20 protein-coding genes are annotated in these 18,398 nt (G+C 61.4%); 13 read left to right on the plus strand and 7 right to left on the minus strand.

Features of this window, described 5'->3' with window-relative positions:
* The first annotated feature begins 11 nt into the window (after positions 1 to 11).
* A complete protein-coding gene (locus tag TRM7557_RS20345) occupies positions 12 to 143 on the plus strand; it encodes a hypothetical protein (RefSeq protein WP_268873707.1) in 132 nt (43 codons plus the stop codon).
* 36 nt (positions 144 to 179) lie between these two features.
* Positions 180 to 998 (plus strand): sulfotransferase family protein, encoded by an 819-nt coding sequence (locus tag TRM7557_RS04340; protein WP_058288999.1) that lies wholly within the window; start codon positions 180 to 182, stop codon positions 996 to 998.
* Between the two features lie 229 nt (positions 999 to 1,227).
* Here TRM7557_RS04340 and ilvD read toward each other — a convergent pair whose 3' ends face one another.
* A complete protein-coding gene (gene ilvD, locus TRM7557_RS04345) occupies positions 1,228 to 3,072 on the minus strand; it encodes a dihydroxy-acid dehydratase (protein ID WP_058289000.1) in 1,845 nt (614 codons plus the stop codon).
* 140 nt (positions 3,073 to 3,212) lie between these two features.
* On the minus strand, positions 3,213 to 4,379 hold the full coding sequence (locus TRM7557_RS04350; RefSeq protein WP_058289001.1) for a benzoate/H(+) symporter BenE family transporter: 1,167 nt from the start codon (positions 4,377 to 4,379) through the stop codon (positions 3,213 to 3,215).
* A gap of 95 nt (positions 4,380 to 4,474) precedes the next feature.
* Here TRM7557_RS04350 and TRM7557_RS04355 point away from each other — a divergent pair, with 95 nt between their 5' ends.
* From TRM7557_RS04355 to smpB, 3 genes are read left to right on the plus strand one after another with little or no spacing between them, the layout of a single operon-like run.
* A complete protein-coding gene (locus TRM7557_RS04355; protein ID WP_058289002.1) occupies positions 4,475 to 5,083 on the plus strand; it encodes a helix-turn-helix domain-containing protein in 609 nt (202 codons plus the stop codon).
* The gene (locus TRM7557_RS04360) at positions 5,076 to 5,933 is read left to right on the plus strand and encodes a DMT family transporter (RefSeq protein ID WP_058289003.1); all 858 of its coding nucleotides are present in this window, start codon (positions 5,076 to 5,078) and stop codon (positions 5,931 to 5,933) included. The genes TRM7557_RS04355 and TRM7557_RS04360 overlap by 8 nt, the downstream gene beginning before the upstream one ends.
* Positions 5,934 to 5,976: 43 nt before the next feature.
* Positions 5,977 to 6,453 carry an SsrA-binding protein SmpB gene (gene smpB, locus TRM7557_RS04365; RefSeq protein ID WP_058289004.1) on the plus strand — a complete coding sequence of 159 codons (477 nt, stop codon included), beginning with the start codon at positions 5,977 to 5,979 and terminating at the stop codon, positions 6,451 to 6,453.
* Between the two features lie 82 nt (positions 6,454 to 6,535).
* Here smpB and TRM7557_RS04370 read toward each other — a convergent pair whose 3' ends face one another.
* Both TRM7557_RS04370 and TRM7557_RS04375 read right to left on the minus strand, forming a co-directional pair.
* Positions 6,536 to 7,129, minus strand: a complete 594-nt coding sequence (locus tag TRM7557_RS04370; protein ID WP_058289139.1) for an MlaC/ttg2D family ABC transporter substrate-binding protein — start codon at positions 7,127 to 7,129, stop codon at positions 6,536 to 6,538.
* A 2-nt stretch (positions 7,130 to 7,131) separates the two neighbouring features.
* A complete protein-coding gene (locus tag TRM7557_RS04375; protein ID WP_058289005.1) occupies positions 7,132 to 7,929 on the minus strand; it encodes an MlaA family lipoprotein in 798 nt (265 codons plus the stop codon).
* Between the two features lie 201 nt (positions 7,930 to 8,130).
* Here TRM7557_RS04375 and TRM7557_RS04380 point away from each other — a divergent pair, with 201 nt between their 5' ends.
* The 6 genes from TRM7557_RS04380 (at position 8,131) to TRM7557_RS04405 (ending at position 14,344) form a co-directional block, all read left to right on the plus strand.
* Positions 8,131 to 10,110 (plus strand): type I secretion system permease/ATPase, encoded by a 1,980-nt coding sequence (locus TRM7557_RS04380; RefSeq protein ID WP_082626509.1) that lies wholly within the window; start codon positions 8,131 to 8,133, stop codon positions 10,108 to 10,110.
* Positions 10,107 to 11,411 carry an HlyD family type I secretion periplasmic adaptor subunit gene (locus TRM7557_RS04385; protein WP_058289006.1) on the plus strand — a complete coding sequence of 435 codons (1,305 nt, stop codon included), beginning with the start codon at positions 10,107 to 10,109 and terminating at the stop codon, positions 11,409 to 11,411. Before TRM7557_RS04380 ends, TRM7557_RS04385 begins: the two co-directional genes overlap by 4 nt.
* A gap of 158 nt (positions 11,412 to 11,569) precedes the next feature.
* Positions 11,570 to 12,031 (plus strand): RidA family protein, encoded by a 462-nt coding sequence (locus TRM7557_RS04390; RefSeq protein ID WP_058289007.1) that lies wholly within the window; start codon positions 11,570 to 11,572, stop codon positions 12,029 to 12,031.
* A gap of 5 nt (positions 12,032 to 12,036) precedes the next feature.
* Positions 12,037 to 12,798 carry a glycerophosphodiester phosphodiesterase family protein gene (locus TRM7557_RS04395; RefSeq protein WP_058289008.1) on the plus strand — a complete coding sequence of 254 codons (762 nt, stop codon included), beginning with the start codon at positions 12,037 to 12,039 and terminating at the stop codon, positions 12,796 to 12,798.
* A 59-nt stretch (positions 12,799 to 12,857) separates the two neighbouring features.
* Entirely contained in the window at positions 12,858 to 14,054 is a 1,197-nt protein-coding gene (locus TRM7557_RS04400; RefSeq protein ID WP_058289009.1) for a GNAT family N-acetyltransferase, read from the plus strand.
* Positions 14,051 to 14,344, plus strand: a complete 294-nt coding sequence (locus TRM7557_RS04405) for a 4a-hydroxytetrahydrobiopterin dehydratase (RefSeq protein ID WP_058289010.1) — start codon at positions 14,051 to 14,053, stop codon at positions 14,342 to 14,344. Before TRM7557_RS04400 ends, TRM7557_RS04405 begins: the two co-directional genes overlap by 4 nt.
* A gap of 4 nt (positions 14,345 to 14,348) precedes the next feature.
* On the opposite strand, the gene TRM7557_RS04410 is transcribed toward TRM7557_RS04405, so the two are convergent.
* From TRM7557_RS04410 to TRM7557_RS04420, 3 genes are all read right to left on the minus strand, one after another.
* Positions 14,349 to 14,924, minus strand: a complete 576-nt coding sequence (locus TRM7557_RS04410) for a hypothetical protein (RefSeq protein WP_058289011.1) — start codon at positions 14,922 to 14,924, stop codon at positions 14,349 to 14,351.
* Between the two features lie 60 nt (positions 14,925 to 14,984).
* The gene (locus TRM7557_RS04415; RefSeq protein ID WP_058289012.1) at positions 14,985 to 15,857 is read right to left on the minus strand and encodes a CHAD domain-containing protein; all 873 of its coding nucleotides are present in this window, start codon (positions 15,855 to 15,857) and stop codon (positions 14,985 to 14,987) included.
* A gap of 68 nt (positions 15,858 to 15,925) precedes the next feature.
* On the minus strand, positions 15,926 to 16,411 hold the full coding sequence (locus tag TRM7557_RS04420) for a peroxiredoxin (RefSeq protein ID WP_058289013.1): 486 nt from the start codon (positions 16,409 to 16,411) through the stop codon (positions 15,926 to 15,928).
* Positions 16,412 to 16,510: 99 nt separating this feature from the next.
* On the opposite strand from TRM7557_RS04420, the gene TRM7557_RS04425 reads away from it, so the two are divergent.
* Both TRM7557_RS04425 and rsmD read left to right on the plus strand, forming a co-directional pair.
* The gene (locus TRM7557_RS04425; RefSeq protein ID WP_058289014.1) at positions 16,511 to 17,722 is read left to right on the plus strand and encodes an NAD(P)/FAD-dependent oxidoreductase; all 1,212 of its coding nucleotides are present in this window, start codon (positions 16,511 to 16,513) and stop codon (positions 17,720 to 17,722) included.
* Positions 17,719 to 18,276, plus strand: a complete 558-nt coding sequence (gene rsmD / locus TRM7557_RS04430) for a 16S rRNA (guanine(966)-N(2))-methyltransferase RsmD (protein WP_058289015.1) — start codon at positions 17,719 to 17,721, stop codon at positions 18,274 to 18,276. Before TRM7557_RS04425 ends, rsmD begins: the two co-directional genes overlap by 4 nt.
* Positions 18,277 to 18,398 lie beyond the last annotated feature (122 nt).

The raw sequence follows: 18,398 nt of genomic DNA on the forward strand, positions 1-18,398 counted from the left end.
ACAAGTTCAAAGTGCGTATCCCGATCGCAACGCTGTTGGAAAGGGGCGCGTTTTTTGCGAATTATCGCCTTGATAAAGCCGTTTATGGGCTGAATAAACCAGATTGTTTTGCATTTGGCGGTCAGATCGGCAAAGTGGCATAAACGGATCAGATCCGAAGTAAAGAAGAGGCAATTGAGATGGGCTTTCCCGGGACTTGGATGACGGAGAGCGAAAGCGTGGTGTATCGGGTTGTGCCCAAATGCGCCTGTTCGACGATCGGTCAGATCATGTTCTATTCCGACCATGGTCGCTTCTTTGACGGTGACATCCACGACAGCACCGATGGGCTGCACAAATGGTCGCAGGAACATTCCAAGCCGCTGATTCAGAACAATGTCTCAGCCCATAAATCCTATGCGTTCACCTGTGTGCGCAACCCGTACACGCGGATCCTCAGTTCCTTCTTTGACAAGATCTGCGGCATTCAGCGCAATGGCCGCCGCTATCGCGGCAATCTGGTGCCCAAGCTGACCTATGAATACGGGATCGAGGTCGGCGGCGATGATGGCCAGCAGGAATTTGACCAGATCAAAAGCTTCCGCCGTTTCCTGCTCTTTGCGCGCGACACCATCCGCTATCGCCGCCCGATGGACCCGGACATTCACTGGTCGGCGTCGTCCGGCCATGTGTCGACCTTTATCTGCAACGGCGGGACCTACAACAAGATCGTCTGGACCGAGAAATTCAACGACGGCATGCAGGATGTGATCGATGCAATCGAGACCCCGCATAAGGTCGACCTGAGCGCGATCCCGCGCTTCAACGAAAGCGAAGGTCACGGACCCAAACGTGCCCATCCGGTCGAGGATTACTTCGACGATCTGTCGATGCATCTGGTTTACGAGATCTACAAACGCGATTTCGAGGTCTTCAAGTACGACTTTGAAAACCCGGGCAACAAGATGCCCATCTCAGAGATCGACCTCGACGAGGTGCACGCCAAGCTTGGCGAGTAACATCTGAAGCGCCCTCCCGGCAAAGGGGGGGGGCTCCCGCCCGCCGTTCGTGCATTGAAAATGCCCTCCGCCCGTTGGGCCAAGCGCCGCGCATCAGCGCGGCGCGGTTGCGTTTGGGGCACAGGTTTTTTTGTCTGCCGCACCGGGCGCAAAGAAAAGCCGCCTCGCAGCAAAAGGCAGGAGGCGGCTTTTTGTTCGCTTCTGTGGTTGGGCTTATGCGCCGCAGGCCTTATTCGTCGTCCGGCAGCTGACGCACAGCGCCTTTCGCAGCCGAAGTTGCCAGCATCGCGTAGGCCTTCAGCGCGGTCGACACCTTGCGCTTGCGCTTCTCAACCGGTTTCCAGCCAGCCGCTTCCTGTGCCTCGCGGCGAGCGGCCAGTTCCTCGTCCGACACGGCAAGGTGGATGCTGCGGTTGGGGATGTCGATCTCGATCCGGTCGCCGTGCTCCACCAGACCAATCGCGCCGCCTTCGGCTGCCTCGGGGGAGACGTGGCCAATCGACAGACCCGAAGTGCCGCCAGAGAACCGGCCATCGGTCAGCAGGGCGCATTTTTTGCCCAGACCTTTGGATTTCAGATAGGAGGTCGGATACAGCATTTCCTGCATGCCCGGACCGCCGCGCGGGCCCTCATAGCGGATCACAACCACATCGCCTTCTTTGACCTTACCGGTCAGAATGTCGTTCACCGCCTTGTCCTGGCTTTCGCACACGTAAGCCGAACCGGTGAAGGTCAGGTTAGACGCATCCACGCCCGCGGTCTTCACGATGCAGCCATCCAGCGCAATATTCCCGAACAGAACCGCCAGACCACCGTCCTGGCTGAAGGCGTTTTCCTTGTTGCGGATCACACCGCCAGCGCGGTCCACATCCACCTCTTTGTAGCGGTTGGATTGCGAAAATGCCTGCGTGGTGCGCACGCCGCCGGGGGCCGCCTTGAACAGCTCTTCTGCGGCCGGGTTATTGGCAACCGCAATGTCCCAATTGGCAATCGCCGCCCCCATGGTGGCGGTGTGCACGGTGGACACATCGGTGTGCAAGAGGCCCGCACGGGACAGTTCGCCCAGGATCGAGAAGATGCCGCCCGCGCGGTGCACGTCTTCCATGTGGACGTTGTGAATGTTCGGCGCGACCTTGCACAGGCAGGGCACCTTACGTGACATGCGGTCAATGTCGGCCATGGTGAAATCCACCTTGCCTTCGTGCGCAATCGCCAACAGGTGCAAAACGGTATTGGTCGACCCGCCCATGGCGATGTCCAGCGCAATGGCGTTTTCAAAGGCTTCAAAAGTCGCGATCTCGCGCGGGAGAAGACCTGGCTCGTTCTGCTCGTAGTGACGCTTGGTGATCTCAACGATCTTGCGGCCGGCCTCAAGGAACAGCTGCTTACGATCCGAGTGCGTCGCCAGCGTGGAGCCATTGCCCGGCAGCGCCAGACCCAGTGCCTCGGCCAGACAGTTCATGGAGTTCGCGGTGAACATGCCCGAGCACGACCCGCAGGTCGGGCAGGCGTTCTCTTCGATGTGCTGGACTTGTTCGTCGGTGAATTTCTCATCCGCTGCGGCAACCATCGCATCCACGAGGTCGATCTTGTTCATGTCCAGATCTTCGATGTCGATCTTGCCCGCTTCCATCGGGCCACCGGATACAAAGATCACGGGGATGTTCAGGCGCATGGCGGCCATCATCATACCCGGCGTGATCTTGTCACAGTTCGAAATACAGACCATCGCATCGGCGCAATGGGCGTTGACCATGTATTCGACGCTGTCGGCGATCACCTCGCGCGAGGGCAGGGAATAGAGCATCCCGTCATGGCCCATGGCAATACCGTCATCGACCGCAATGGTGTTGAATTCCTTGGCGACACCGCCAGCGGCTTCGACCTCGCGGGCGACCATCTGGCCCAGATCCTTCAGGTGCACGTGGCCGGGCACGAACTGGGTAAAGGAGTTGACGATGGCAATGATCGGCTTGCCAAAGTCGCCGTCTTTCATGCCGGTGGCGCGCCAAAGACCGCGCGCGCCCGCCATATTGCGGCCATGGGTGGAGGTTCTGGATCGGTACATCGGCATCTTAGCGGTTCCCTAGGTTTTCCCCGGCGGCCAGTTGTGCGCAACATTGGCAACCCTACGGGGTGTCTTTCGGTTCGATTAAGACCATATGGGCCTTTGTGGGGCGGGATGCGAGTGAAAAATCACTCGCAAATTACGATTCACGCCGCAGTGGGGCGCTTTAGCAGGTGGTGGACGGGCAGGCCAATGACCAAGGCCCAGAAGGGCGCGCCAATGCCAAAGAAGCCAACGCCCGATAGCGCCACAAAAAACGTAACAAGCGCCGCGTCGCGTTCGGTGGCCTTGGACAGGGCCGCACCCAAGCTGCCGCTGATGGTGCTCAGCAGCGCCAGCCCTGCGATCCCCGCAACCAAGGCGGCGGGCGCAAGAGCAAACAGCGCAATGACCCCGGCGCCACATAGGCCGACAAGGCAGTAAAGCGTGCCTGCAACAAGGCTGGCGAGGTAGCGCGTGCCGGGGTTTTCATCCGCCTCGGGGCCGGCGCAGATCGCGGCCGTGATGGCCGCAAGGTTGAAGGCATAGCCCCCGAACGGCGCGAGCAGCACGCTCGCCAGCCCCGTCACTGTCAGCGCCGAGGACACCGGCGGCACGTAACCTGCACCGCGCAGCGTCACCACGCCCGGCATGTTCTGCGAACACATGGTCACGATGTATAACGGCAGGCCAATGCCGATCAGCACGGTGATGTCAAATTCCGGCATCACAAAGATGGGCATGGACAGGGCGAAGGCGGCGGTTTCCGTCCCCGCAAATTCACCCAGCCCAAAGGCAGCAAGGATCCCCACCAGAAAGGCCACTGGCACTGCGTAGCGGGGGAAGGCCAACTTACCGGCGACGAAGGCCACCCCCATGGCGGCAACCAGCGCGGTGTCCGTCGCCAGCGCCTCAAAGGCGCTCAGGCCAAACTGGAACAACACCCCCGCCAGCAGCGCATTGGCAAGGCTGTCGGGGATGGTGCGGGTCAGGCGTTCGAACAGGCCGGTGACCCCGGTGAGGGTTAGCAGCACCCCGCAGAACACAAAAGCCCCCACTGCCTGTCCCAAAGGCACGCCATTCAGCCCCACCGCCAGCAGGGCGGCACCCGGTGTCGACCAGGCGGTCAGCACCGGCATGCGGTGGCGCAGCGACAGGATCAGCGTGGTCAGCCCCATGCCCAGCCCCAGCGCCATCATCCAGCTGCCCGCCTGTTCGCGCGTCGCGCCCGAGGCCTCGATCGCCTGAAAGATGATGGCGACAGAACTGGTGTAGCCGACCAGAACGGCAATCAGCCCGGCAGACAGATGAGAGAGTTGCAAGTGACGCAGCATGGGGCACCTTTGAGTTTCGACCGTTATAACGCACGCCTTGCCTTTGTGCGTTATAACGGTCACAGATGTCCAGAGCGGAATTCCAAGAGGCAGAGATGGCAGCGGAAGTGGACGATGTGCAGATCGGCGCGGACCTGCGCGCGCGGCGTCAGGCGGCGGGGCTCAGCCTTGCCCGCGCGGCTGAGTTGACCGGCGTGAGTAAGGCCATGCTGGGTCAGATCGAACGCGGCGAGTCGAGCCCAACGCTGGCAACCCTGTGGAAAATCGCGCGCGGCTTTCGCCTGCCGCTGACCTGCCTGATCGCAGGCGGAGCGGCCCCTGCGGCGGAAAATGCGCCGGTGTTCTCAAAAGAGATTGCGGTGGCAACGGTTTTTGCCTTTGATCCCTGGCTGGCGCAGGAGACGTTTGAAGTGACCCTGCAGCCCGGCCAGACCCATCTGAGCGACGCGCATATGAGCGGCACCTGGGAGGATGTGGTTCTGCTGGATGGTGCGCTCGAGATGCAACTCGACGGGCAATGGCAGGCGGTCGCCCAGCACCGGGGCCTGCGCTTCCGCGGCGATCGGCCTCATGGCTATCGCTCCGGTCCTGAGGGAAGCACGTTCCTGAGCACAATGCATTACCCATCAAGCGAACAGGCCGAACTCAAACAGGCCGAACCGAAACAGGCCGAACCCAAACAGGCCGGAGACAAAGATGACTGACACCCAGCGCGGCAGCCTGTGGATGGTGCTGGCCATGGCGGGCTTTGCGCTTGAGGACATGGTGATCAAATACATCGCGGCCGAACTGCCGACAGGGCAGATCCTGATCCTCTTCGGGCTGGGTGGGATGGTGGTGTTTGCAATGCAAGCGCGTGCGCAAGGTCAGCCCCTCTGGCACCCGGGTTTTGGCACGCGGCCGCTGTTGTGGCGCTGCGTGGCCGAGGTCGCAGGGCGCCTGTGTTTCACCTTGGCGATTGTGTTGACGCCTTTGTCCTCGGCCTCGGCGATTTTGCAGGCAACGCCGCTGGTGGTGACCGCCGGTGCGGTGGTGTTCTTTGGGGAAACCGTCGGCTGGCGGCGTTGGCTGGCCATCGCGGTGGGGTTCTGCGGGGTGCTATTGATCCTGCGGCCGGGCCTTGAGGGGTTTGAATGGGCCTCCCTTTGGGCGGTGTTTGGGATGCTGGGCTTTGCCGGGCGCGATCTGGCCACGCGCGCAGCCCCCCGGGATATGACCAATGCGCAGCTGGGGATTTTCGGCTTTGCCATGCTGGTGGTAGCGGGCGCCATCCTGCTGTGTGTCACCGGTGGTGCGGTCTGGCCCTCGTCTTTTGGCTGGCTCAGCCTGTTGGCAACCATCGCGGCAGGCGTCTTTGCCTATAGCGCGCTGACGGCGGCGATGCGGTCGGGGGATATCGGCGTGGTGGCCCCCTTCCGCTATACGCGGCTGGTCTTTGCCATGGTGCTGGCGGTGCTGGTCTTTGGGGAACAGCCTGACCTTTGGACGCTTGTGGGGTCGGTGATTGTTGTTGGAAGTGGGGTCTTTACCTTGATCAGAAGCCAAAAAGCCTGATCCATCTTGCGCCCCGGCTCCTGCGCGCTTACATCTGCCGCCCATGGCCAATCAGAAGACAGATCCCAATTACAAGATCGTCGCCGAAAACCGGCGGGCGCGGTTTGATTACGCAATCGAGGAAGACATCGAATGCGGCCTTGTGCTCGAGGGCTCCGAGGTGAAGGCGCTGCGCGCAGGCGGTGTGAACATTGCCGACAGCTATGCGGCTGTTGAGGATGGCGAACTGATCCTGGTGAATTCCTACATTCCCCCCTACGAGCAGGCAAAAGTCTTCAAACATGAAGAGCGCCGCCGCCGCAAACTGCTGGTGTCGCGGAAGGAATTGTCTGACCTGTGGAATGCAACCCAGCGCAAGGGGATGACCCTTGTGCCGCTGGTTCTGTACTTCAACCACCGCGGCCGCGCCAAGATCAAGATCGGCATCGCCAAGGGTAAGAAGAACCACGACAAGCGCGAAACCGCGGCCAAGCGCGACTGGAACCGGCAGAAGCAGCGCCTGATGAAAGATAATCGCTGAGACACTGTTCAGCCCCCAGACGTGAAAAAGGCCCCTTTCGGGGCCTTTGCTGTATCCAGCGGGCGGGTGTCAGCCCAGTTTTTCAGCCCAGATTTTTCAGCTCAGCGATCATCTTGTCGATGTCGCCGCCATTGCGGTCGATGATCGCGCCGATCTCGGTGCGTTCGGTCAGCAGCAGGTTCACGCCTTCGATGTACATGTTGAAGAACAAAGGCTTGCCAGAACGATCAGAAACCAAAAAAGTCACTTCAAAAGGCGACTCACCACGCAGGTAGGCGACGCAGGACACCTCGTACCAGCGCTTCACCTTCTTGACGCCGGTAACCTCCAGACGGCCACCGATGAATTCGCGGAAACGGCTGCCGTATTTGCGCGAGATATAGGACTGGAACGCTTTGGAGTACGCTTTTCTCTGCGCAGGCGTTGCGCGGCGCGCGTCCACACCCATGGTATAGGCCGCGATTGATTTTGTATCGCTGTAGCGGGCGAAGATCTTCTCGAAATCGCGGAACATGGCAGATTTGCCCTTGCCGCTGTCGATCGCCTTGTTGATGTCCCCCACCAGCTTGTTGATTAGCGCCGAGGCAGAGGCCTCGTTCAGCGCCGCCCACAGCGGTGTGGCAATGGCAGTTGCGCCCGCAGCGGCGAGCGTGGTCAGAAAAGTGCGGCGCTGCATCATTAGAAGCCTCCGGTATCAAGCTCGAACGGATCCACTTCGGAGGTTGCATCCTCCTGGCCCAGTTCAAAGCGGCGGTTTTGCAAATAGATCAAACGCCCCTGCGCATAGCTGTCGGCGCTGTCATAAAGGATCGAGTCCACGGTGTCCGAATAGGTGCCACGCTGGCCCAGACGGTCGACAACCTCGGCATAGATATCGATGTTTTCAACGGGGTTGTTTTCCAGCGCACCAATCGGGTTGGTGAAGAAATCAACAAGGGTGCCCACCGCATCGCGGCTGGTGGAGGGGCCAAGCAGCGGCAGCTCCACATAGGCCCCTTCGCCCGCGCCCCATGCGTGCAGGGTCTCGCCGAAATCGGTGCGGGTTTCCGCCACGCCAAAATCACTGGCCGCATCCCCAAAGCCACCCACACCCAGAACGGTGTTGATCATAAAGCGCGCGGTCGCGGTGCCCGCCATTTTCAGGTCGCCCTGCAGCAGATAGTTCACCGCATTGCCGGGCATCGACAGGTTTTCGGCAAAGTTGGAAAAGGCCGTGACCATATCCGGCGGCACGATGGCGACATAGCCTTTGGATGCCGGGCGGAACGCATAGCGGTCCACGGCGACGTTGAATTTGTGAATGCCCCGGTTGGTGTTCTCGTAGGGGTCAAAGATCTCGCCTGCGGCGCGTGCCTCGGGGTTCTGCGTGGCGCAGGCCGACGTCAGGCAGAGCAGCGCAACCGCGCCAGCCCGCACAGCGGTCTTTGTCGAAAAAACCACATCTGTGGTTGAAATTTGTTCGGGGGCAGCGGTCATTCTAAACTGGTCCACAACTATCTGTTCTTCTCGGTTTTAGCCCGATCCCGACCTTCACATAGTGATGTCACACGGGATGCCCAGCCTTTTCGGCAGGAAGGCGCCCATATGTGACAGTTTGGGTACAGAATCCAGACACCCTTTGTTAAACGCATTCCGCTCTTTATAAGGAGTTCACATAAACGGTTTACTAGGCCCCCGATGAAAAAAAATCTTGTTCAGCACGGTCACGAAGAACTTCTCGAGGCACGGCGCCGCGGGCGGTCATTGTATTGGTTTGTTGGTATATTCAGTGTTTTTGTGAACATGCTGATGCTCACCGGTCCGCTCTATATGATGCAGGTCTATGACCGCGTTCTGGGCAGCCGCTCCGAGGCCACATTGCTCGCGCTCTCGCTTCTGGTGGTTTTCCTTTATGCAATGATGGGCCTGTTGGATCTGGTCCGTGGTCGCATCCTGCGCCGGGTCGCGGCGAACTTCCAGGCCGATCTCGACAAACGTGTGTTTGACGCAATGATTCGCCGATCGGCTGTGTCCAATGACAAAATTGCGCAGACCGGCCTGTCGGATCTGGAGTCGATCCAGCGCCTGATCGGCTCTCCGGTTCTGACGGCGGCGTTTGACCTGCCGTTCACGCCGATCTTCCTTGCAGGTATTGCCCTGTTCCACCCCTATCTGGGGTTGCTGGCGCTTGGCGGCGGCCTTGTCCTTGTGGGCATTGCGCTGTTGAACCAGCTGTTCAGCACATCGCCGCTGCAAAAGGCCAATGCGGGATCTCAGCAGGCCAACCTGATGAGCGAAAGCATCCGCAACGAGGCCGAGATGATCCAGGCCATGGGCATGCGCAAAGCTGCCTTTGCCCGCTGGAAAGTGCTGCGCGATCAGTCGCTTGCTGACAGTGTTGTGGCCTCTGACACCGGTGGTGGCTTTACCACGGTGACAAAATCCCTGCGCCTGTTCCTGCAATCGGCGATGCTGGGCATGGGGGCCTATCTGGTGCTGCAGAACGAGGTGTCTTCAGGTGCGATTATCGCCGGGTCGATCCTGCTGGGCCGGGCATTGGCGCCGATCGAGCTGGGCCTTGGCCAATGGGCCAGCGTGCAGCGCGCCCGCAAAGGCTGGCAGAACCTGGCAGAGCTTCTGGGCACCACGCCCCCCGAAGAAGACCGCACCCCGCTGCCCAAACCCAAGGCAAAACTGGACGTGCAGGCGCTGGCTGTGATGGCGCCGGGTGAAACCCGCCCGCAGCTGCGCAATGTGACCTTCAAGGTCGAACCGGGGCAGGCAATTGGTGTGATCGGCCCGTCCGGGTCCGGTAAATCCACACTGGCCAAAGCCCTGACCGGGGCCTGGCGGGCGGCGGCTGGCACCGTGCGTCTGGATGGGGCCTCGCTCAATCAATACGACGCCGAGGTGCTGGGCGAACATATTGGCTACCTGCCGCAGCGCGTGCAGCTGTTTGACGGCACCATTGCCGACAATATCGCCCGCCTGTCCTCCGCGCCGGACGCAACTCAGGTTGTGAATGCCGCCAAAAAGGCCGCCGCCCATGACATGATTGTGAAGCTGCCGGATGGCTATGACACCCGCGTCAGTGCCAATGGCGGCCGTCTATCGGGCGGTCAGATGCAGCGCATTGGTCTGGCCCGCGCGCTCTATGGCGACCCGATGATCGTGATCCTGGACGAGCCGAACTCCAACCTCGACAACGAAGGCTCCGTGGCGCTGAACTCTGCGATCAAACAGATGAAAGCGGATGGCCGCTCGGTTCTGATCATGGCGCATCGCCCGGCAGCCATTCAGGAATGTGATATGCTGTTGGTGATCGACAAAGGCACCATGACCGCCTTTGGCCCCAAAGACGACGTTCTGCGCGAAATGGTGGCCAATCATCAGGACATCCAGAAATCCGCGCCGCGCAAATCACAGGGCAGCTGGTCCTCTCAGGCGCGCCAGCAGGCCGTCGCCAAAGGTCAGCAAGTCCAGCAGCCCGCGACGCCGGGCGCACCCTCCAAGGTCGCGCCCGCCCAGAAGACCGGGGGGCAAGACAGCGCAAAGGGCAATGATACCCTTGTGAAAGGCTCTGCCAGCGCCTCCATGGGCACCGCGGGCATGAACCCGGCCCTCAGCGCCAGCAGCAAAAAAGTAAGCGCCAGCAACAAGAAGGACGGCGAGGGATGAACGAGAATAACAAGTGGTCCGTTCGCAACTCCATCTTCCTTGGGATGTTTGGCCTTGCGGTTCTTCTGGGGGGCTTTGGCTCTTGGGCGACGCTGTCGACCATCGCGGGCGCCGTGGTGGCCACCGGCCGGATCGAAGTTGACCGCAACCGTCAGGTTGTCCAGCATCTGGACGGCGGCATTGTGTCGGAAATCCTGGTGGACGAAGGGGACACGGTCGAAGCAGGCGATGTTCTGCTGAAACTCGATTCCAATGATCTGACCTCGCAGCTGGTGATCGTCGAAGGTCAGCTGTTTGAAATGATGGCCCGCCGCGCCCGCCTTGAAGCGGAACGCGACAGCCTTGATACCATCACCTATGACGCGGAACTGATCGAAGCCGCCAAAGGCAGCGCCGATGTGGCCGATCTGATGGAAGGTCAGAAACGCCTGTTTCAGGCCCGTCGCGACTCCATCGCCAAGGAAATCGAACAGTTGCAGAAACGCGGCGCGCAGATCGACGAACAGATCATTGGCGTGCAGGCGCAGCAGGAATCGACCCGCAAACAACTGGATCTGATCGACGAAGAACTGGCCAATCAGCAGTCGCTTTTGGACCGCGGGCTGGCGCAGGCCTCTGTGGTGCTGAACCTCAGCCGCACCAAAGCCGACCTCGAAGGCGCGTTGGGCGAATTGATCGCAACCGAGGCGCAGGCCGAAGGGCGGATCACCGAACTCGATATTGAGGCGCTGAAACTCGACACGGGCCGCCGCGAAGAAGCAATCACCCGTCTGCGTGACCTGCGCTATCAAGAGGTCGAGCTGGCTGAAAACCGCCGCAGTCTGCGCGACCGTCTGACCCGTCTGGATATCACCGCACCGGTGTCGGGCGTGGTCTATGGCATGACCGTGCAGACGCCGCGTTCGGTTATTCGCCCGGCTGATCCGGTGCTGTACCTCGTGCCGCAGGACCGTCCGCTGGTGATTGCCGCGCAGGTGGCGCCGACGGACATCGACCAGATCTTTGTCGGACAGGCCGTGTCCCTGCGTCTGCCCGCGCTGGACCAGCGCCAGACGCCGGAGCTTTTTGGCACCGTGACCCTTGTGTCTGCGGATGCGTTCGAGGACCGCAACACCGGCCTGTCGCATTACCGCGCCGAGGTCGAGATCAACCCCGGTGAACTGGACCGCCTGCCTGCGGGCACCACCCTCATTCCCGGCATGCCGGTGGAGAGTTTTATCCGCACCGCAGATCGCACACCGCTGGCCTATCTGGTGCAGCCGCTGACCGATTATTTTGTCAAAGCCTTCCGCGAAAGCTGAGCGTTTTGGCCGGAACAACAGCAGGCGCATCCGGTTTAAGGCCGGGCGCGCGTGCGGGTTGAAAATCGGTCTCTCAGGTGTCGCATTTCTTCTTTCAGACGTTAGATTTCCCGGCTAGGGTCCGGGCGAAATCTCATGCCTATCAAGGAGAAGACATCATGAGCGTTGAAGCCAAACTGAAGGACCTCGGTCTGACCCTGCCCGACGCCCCGGCACCGGCGGCGAACTATGTGCCTTTTGTGGTCGCGGGCGACCTTGTGCATGTCTCTGGCCAGATCTCGGCCGATGAAAACGGCCTGATCACCGGCACTCTGGGCGCCGATCTGGACGTTGAGGCAGGCCAGGCTGCGGCCAAACGCTGCGCGCTGTCCCTGCTGGCACAGGTCAAAGCCGCCTGCGGTGGCGATCTGGACAAGCTGGTGCGCGTTGTGAAGCTGGGCGCTTTTGTGAACTCCACCGCCGACTTCACCCAGCAGCCGCAGGTCGTCAACGGCGCCTCTGACCTTTTGGTCGAAGTGCTGGGCGACAAGGGCCGCCACGCGCGCTCTGCTGTGGCGTCGCCGTCCCTGCCGTTGGGTGTTGCGGTCGAAATCGACGGCATCTTCCAAATCGAGGTCTAATACCAATGCTGCCCCGCATCTTTTGCGACCTGCCGATCACGCATCGCGCCTTCCACGATCTGGACGCTGGCCGTCCCGAAAACAGCCGTGCTGCAATTCGCGCTGCGATGGATGCGGGCTATGGTATTGAAATCGATCTGCAATTGTCGGCGGACGGGCAGGCGATGGTCTTTCATGACTATGCGCTCGACCGCCTGACAGATGAAACGGGCGCGGTGCGTCAGCGCAGCGCGGCTGAGCTGTCGGCCATCGCGCTCAAGGGCGGTGACGGCGAGGGCATTCCGACCCTGACCGAAGTTCTGGCGCTGGTCGCAGGCCGCGTGCCTTTGCTGATTGAACTGAAGGATCAGGACGGTGCAATGGGCACCGATATTGGCGCGCTCGAGGCTGCGACTGTGGCCGCGCTTCAGGGCTATGGGGGCGATGTCGCGCTGATGTCCTTCAACCCGCATTCCGTGGCTAAACTGGCCGAACTCGCGCCGGAAATCCCGCGCGGCCTCACCACCAGTTCCTACGATCCGGCGCAGTGGCCGCTGTCTGAAACGCTGTGCAACACGCTGCGCGAGATCCCGGATTTTGACCGCACGCGGGCGCAGTTCATCAGCCATGAACGCGCCGATGCCGCCCGTCCCCGTGTGCAAGAGCTGCGCGCCGCGGGCGTTCCGATCCTGTCCTGGACGATCCGCTCTCAGGCAGAAGAGGCCGAAGTGCGCAAACATGTGGACAATATCACCTTTGAGGGCTACCCGGCGCCGCTTCCCGCTTGATCCCAGACGCTTTGCCCCCAGATAGTTGCCAAAGGCACGACACGAACCGGGAGCAACCGATGGACGGCAGGGAACAGGCACAGATCGAGGTTCAGGTTCTGGGGTCTCTGCGGCAGATCGCGGCCGCGGACTGGGACGCCTGCGCCTGTCCCGAGGCCGAAGATGGCACCCGCCCCAATGACCCGTTCACCACGCATCGCTTCCTGCTGGCGCTGGAGGACTCGGGCTCTGTCGGCACCGGCACCGGCTGGCAGCCGCAGTATCTGACGGCCTATGCAGACGGGCAGCTGATTGCCTGCGCGCCGCTTTATGCCAAGGGGCACAGCCAGGGCGAATATATTTTCGATTTCAACTGGGCCCATGCCTACGAACAGGCGGGTGGGCGCTATTATCCAAAACTACAGATCGCTGTGCCTTTTACCCCCGCCACGGGGCGGCGGTTTCTGGTGCGTCCGGGCTATGAGGGCATGGGCCATTCCGCCCTGGTGCAGGGCGCGGTGCAATTTGCCGAAAACAACAGCCTGTCGTCGCTGCACATCACCTTCTGTTCCGAGGTCGAGGCCGAGGTGGGCCGCGACATGGGCCTGATGCACCGGGCCAGTCAGCAGTTTCATTGGCTGAACGACGCCTACGGCAGCTTTGACGATTTCCTTGCGGCGCTGTCGTCGCGCAAACGCAAGAACATCCGCAAAGAACGCGCGCAGGCGCAGGGGTTTGGCGGTGACATTCGCACCTACTCGGGCGCGGACCTGCGCCCCGAACATTGGGATGCGTTTTGGGACTTCTACCAAGACACCGGCAGCCGCAAATGGGGCACGCCTTATCTGACCCGCAGATTTTTCGATATCGCGCAGGACGTTCTGGCCGACGACATGGCGCTGGTCTTGGCCGAACGCGATGGCGTGCCGGTGGCAGGCGCGCTGAACTTCATTGGGCGTGACACCCTATATGGCCGCTACTGGGGCTGCACCGAACATCACCCCTGCCTGCATTTCGAGCTGTGCTATTATCAGGCCATTGACCTGGCCATTCAGATGGGGCTCGGGCGGGTCGAGGCCGGGGCGCAGGGCGAACACAAGCTGGCCCGCGGATACCTGCCGACCCAGACCCACAGCCTGCATTGGGTGGCGGATCCGGGCTTTGCCCGTGCTATTGAAGACTACCTGCAGGCCGAACGCGCCGCCGTGGACGAGGAGATCGAAATCCTCACTGACTATGGTCCTTTCCGCAACGCGCAACAGGAGGAGCAAGATTGACCGAGAAACTCTCTGAAGAAACCCGCGGCCCCCTGCTTGCGCCGCTGTTTGACACCGGCTGGGCCATGGTCGAGGGCCGCGATTCCATCCGTAAGGAATTCAAATTCAAGAGCTTTGTGGAGGCCTTTGGCTTTATGACCCAAGCCGCCATCTGGGCCGAGAAATGGAACCACCACCCGGAATGGAGCAATGTCTACAACCGCGTGGTGGTGGAACTGACCACCCATGATGTGGACGGGCTCAGCGCGCTGGATGCGAAACTGGCCCGCAAGATGGACAGCCTGATCTAAGCGTTCAGCCGATGGCCACACGGCGGCTCAACCGTCCGGCGGCGGCGCACAGCAGGCTCAGCAACAGACAGCCCATGGCGGCGGTGATGAAGGCGAACTTCAGGCTGGCAAACCCCGAATAGGGCAGGGCCAGCCAATCGGCGAATCCGTCCGGGTCAGCCAGCATCACAAACGACCAGCCGTTCTCGATCGCGTCACAGATCGCGCCCATCACGGCACAAAGCCCCGCCGTCAGCCCCAGCCAGCGCCCCCAGCTGCCGTCGCGCGATGCGCGCGCAACCAGCGTGCAGAAAAACAGCCCCATGCAGGCAATCGCCAGAATGAAGCCAAAGTCGATCAGCTGCGTGGTGCGATAGACATCCAGCGTGCCCAGATCGCTCATATGGGCGTAGAACCCTTTGATCGCCGCGCCATCAAAAGTCGTCTGCCCGGTGGCGTAATCGACCGGGTGGTTTGATGCGGCATAGCTGGCGTCGAGGCGCGCTTTGATCCAGTTGAAACCGACAAACGTCGCAATCGCCGCGCCAATATGAACAAGCAGCGGCAGCGCAGCGATGCTGCGGAAAATTTGATAAGCCATAAATCACTCCGTAAAAATTACTCAGAGTGTAGGAAGGCTCCCGGCGTAAAATCCAGTGAATTAATAGGGCGGTAGCGCAATTGTTGCACGCCACAGCTTTTGCAGCCGTTTGCTGTCCAATCCGACGCCGGCTTCTTTGGCTTTGATCAGCTCTCCGGCGATGTGACGTTCGGCTGCCGCCGTGTCATCCATCTCTGCGACCAGCGCCTCTAATGTGGCCCGCACCGCTGATGCATCGCGCGCCGCCATCATCGAATCCATCAGCTTTTTCAACTGCTTCAAAAACGCCTTGGTCTTTTTGTTGGCAAACAAGGTCTGGCTGAATTCCGCTGTCGCCCGCAGTTTGCGCAGGCTTTTGCGGAAGCTGTCGCGGCTTTGTGGATCCAGCCGTTTCAGGGTCTCCCCATGCCGAATGGCCTGATCCAGACGCAACTCCATGACCTCGTGACACAGGGTCTCCAGTCGGGCTGTATCGCCGGTCACCGGTTTCCAGAACGCCTCATCCGTCATCTCTGTCGCAGCGGCCAGCAGGGCCGCGACCCGGTCACCTTGCAACAGCGCCAGCAGCGATGTGCGCGCGCGCTCTGTTGCGGCAAGCACCCGTTCTTCCAGCGCCGCAAGCGCGGCGTTGTTGGGCAGCGCCACCCGCGCGGGCGTCAGCGTATCCTGCGACAGCAGAAACAGATCGCGCAGCCGGGTGACCTCGGCCGCCAGCCAGCGGGCCTCTTCCAGCAGGGCTTTATTGTGCTCCACCGGCAACAGCGGGCGGAACAGGGTCAGTCCGGACCGCAACCGCCGCAGCGCCACCCGCAGTGCCTGCGCGCTGTCAAACCCGTCTTCGCGCGCCACAAAGGCGCAGGCAGAATTGATCTCTTCCATCACATCGGCCATTACTTTGGCCGGATGGGTCGCAGGGCTGTGCGTGTCGGTCATCGTCTTGGGGTCTTTAATAAGGACTGAAACTGCTTAGGGTCGAAAGGCCCGAAGGCCTTTCGCGCGGATTACATCGCATCCAGCAAGGCTTCGCCAGCGGACAGTTCGCAGGTGCCCGGACTTTCTTCGAGGTGCAGGATTTTTACCTCACCTTGGTCCACCAGCATGGCGTAACGACGCGAGCGCGCCAGAAGACCCGCAGGCGGTGCGCTAAATTCCAGCCCCAGCGCGGCGGTCAGCTGGCTTTCAGAATCACCCAGCATGGTGATGCCTGCCGCCGTGGCGCCGGTGGCCTCGCCCCAGGCGGCCATCACAAAGGGGTCGTTCACGGACACGCAGATGATTTCATCCACGCCTTTGGCATCAAACTGCGCCTTGGTGCGCACAAAGCTCGGCACATGGGCCGAGGAACAGGTCGGCGTAAACGCACCCGGCACCGCAAAGATCACCACTTTGCGGCCTTTCACGCGTTCGGCCAGCGGCACCGCAGCGGGGCCCTCAGCGGTCATTTCAATCAGGGTGGCGTCAGGCAGGGTGTCACCAACGGAAATCATGGGCGCGGTCCTTTTCAGGTGATTGGTTTTACAGGGGCCAAGGTGCTATAGGCTCCGAACCAGAGGTTAGAAGAACTGCATCAGGAGGCAAGGGGCGAGATGAGCCATTTCGTAGTGATCGGCGCAGGCCAGGCCGGGGCGTCGCTTGTGGCAAAGCTGCGCAAGGACGGGTTCGAGGGCGACATCACCCTGATCGGCGGCGAAACGGTGCCGCCCTATCAGCGTCCGCCCCTGTCCAAGGCCTATCTGCTGGGCGAAATGGAGAAGGAGCGCCTGTTCCTGCGTCCCGAAAGCTTCTACGCGGATCAGGACATCACCCTACGCATGGGCACTTGGGTCAACGGCATTGATGCCGAGGCCAAGACGATCCAGATCGGAGAGGAAGACATTGCCTACGACCAGCTCGCGCTGACCACCGGGTCGGTGCCGCGTCGTCTGCCCGCGGCGATTGGCGGCGATCTGGAGGGGGTCTTTGTGGTGCGCGATCTGGCGGATGTGGACGCCATGGCCCCTGCCGTGCAGCCCGGCGCCCGCGTGCTGATTGTTGGTGGTGGTTATATCGGGCTGGAGGCCGCAGCCGTCTGCGCCAAGCTTGGTCTGGATGTGACGCTGGTGGAAATGGCCGATCGGATCCTGCAGCGCGTCGCCGCGCCCGAGACCTCGGATTACTTCCGCGCCCTGCACACGGGCCATGGTGTGAACATTCTCGAAGGCACCGGGCTGGATCACCTGACCGGTGCGGATGGCAAAGTCACCAGTGCCACCCTGACCGATGGGGCAGAGCTGGCGGTGGATTTTGTCGTTGTTGGCGTCGGCATTGAACCCGCCACTGACTTGGCCGAATTGGCCGGGCTGGATCTGGACAATGGCATCAAGGTCGACGCGCAGGGGCGCACCTCGGATGCCAGCATCTGGGCCGCAGGCGACTGCGCCTCTTTTCCGCATCAGGGCCGCCGCATCCGTCTGGAATCTGTGCCCAACGCCATCGATCAGGCCGAAGTGGTCGCCCAGAACATGATGGGCGCGGCACAGGACTACTCCGCGCAGCCGTGGTTCTGGTCCGATCAGTATGACGTGAAACTGCAGATCGCGGGGCTCAACACTGGCTACGATACCGTTGTCACCCGCGCAGGCGAGGGCGCGACGACATCCTTCTGGTATTACGCAGGCGACCAGCTTCTGGCGGTGGATGCGATGAACGATCCGCGCGCCTATATGGTGGCCAAACGGCTGATTGATGCCGGCAAAACCGCCGATAAGTCCGTGGTCGCCGACGCCAGCGCCGACCTCAAACCGCTGCTGCGCGCATGAGGATCATCGCAGGTGATTTCCGCGGCCGCGCGCTGACCGCGGTGGGCAAAGGCGATGCAGGCGCGCATCTGCGCCCGACCACCGACCGGGTGCGCGAAAGCCTTTTTAATGTGCTCATGCACACCGGCGCCATTCCGGGTGCACGGGTTCTGGATCTGTTTGCAGGCACCGGCGCGCTCGGACTCGAGGCCCTGTCGCGCGGGGCAGAACACGTCACCTTCGTGGATGACGGGCGCATCGCGCAGGGCCTTATCTCCAAGAACATCGACCTGCTGCGCACCCGCGATCAGACCCGCCTGATCCGCCGCAACGCGCTGAAACTGGGCCAGAACCCGGACGCACCCTTTGACGTGATTTTCCTCGACCCGCCCTATGGCAAAGGTCTGGGGGAAAAAGCCCTCGCAGTCGCAGGCGACGGCGGCTGGATCGCCCCCGGCGCGCTGCTGATCTGGGAAGAAAGCGCGCCACAAAACTGCCCCGCAGGATACACTCCGGAAAGCAGCCGCAAATACGGCGACACCCATATCACCCTGATGTGGGCGGAGGAGGGCTAGGTCCGCATCTGTTGCATCTTTGCCAACAAAAGAATGCGAACGTCGCCTGCGATTGTAACCTATTGAGCCTTCGGTGATTTTGGCTAGCTTGGCGCGGCGGTTTTCCGCTTATGACCACAGAC

The sequence above is a fragment of the Tritonibacter multivorans genome (genome assembly GCF_001458415.1).
Lineage (GTDB): Bacteria > Pseudomonadota > Alphaproteobacteria > Rhodobacterales > Rhodobacteraceae > Epibacterium > Epibacterium multivorans.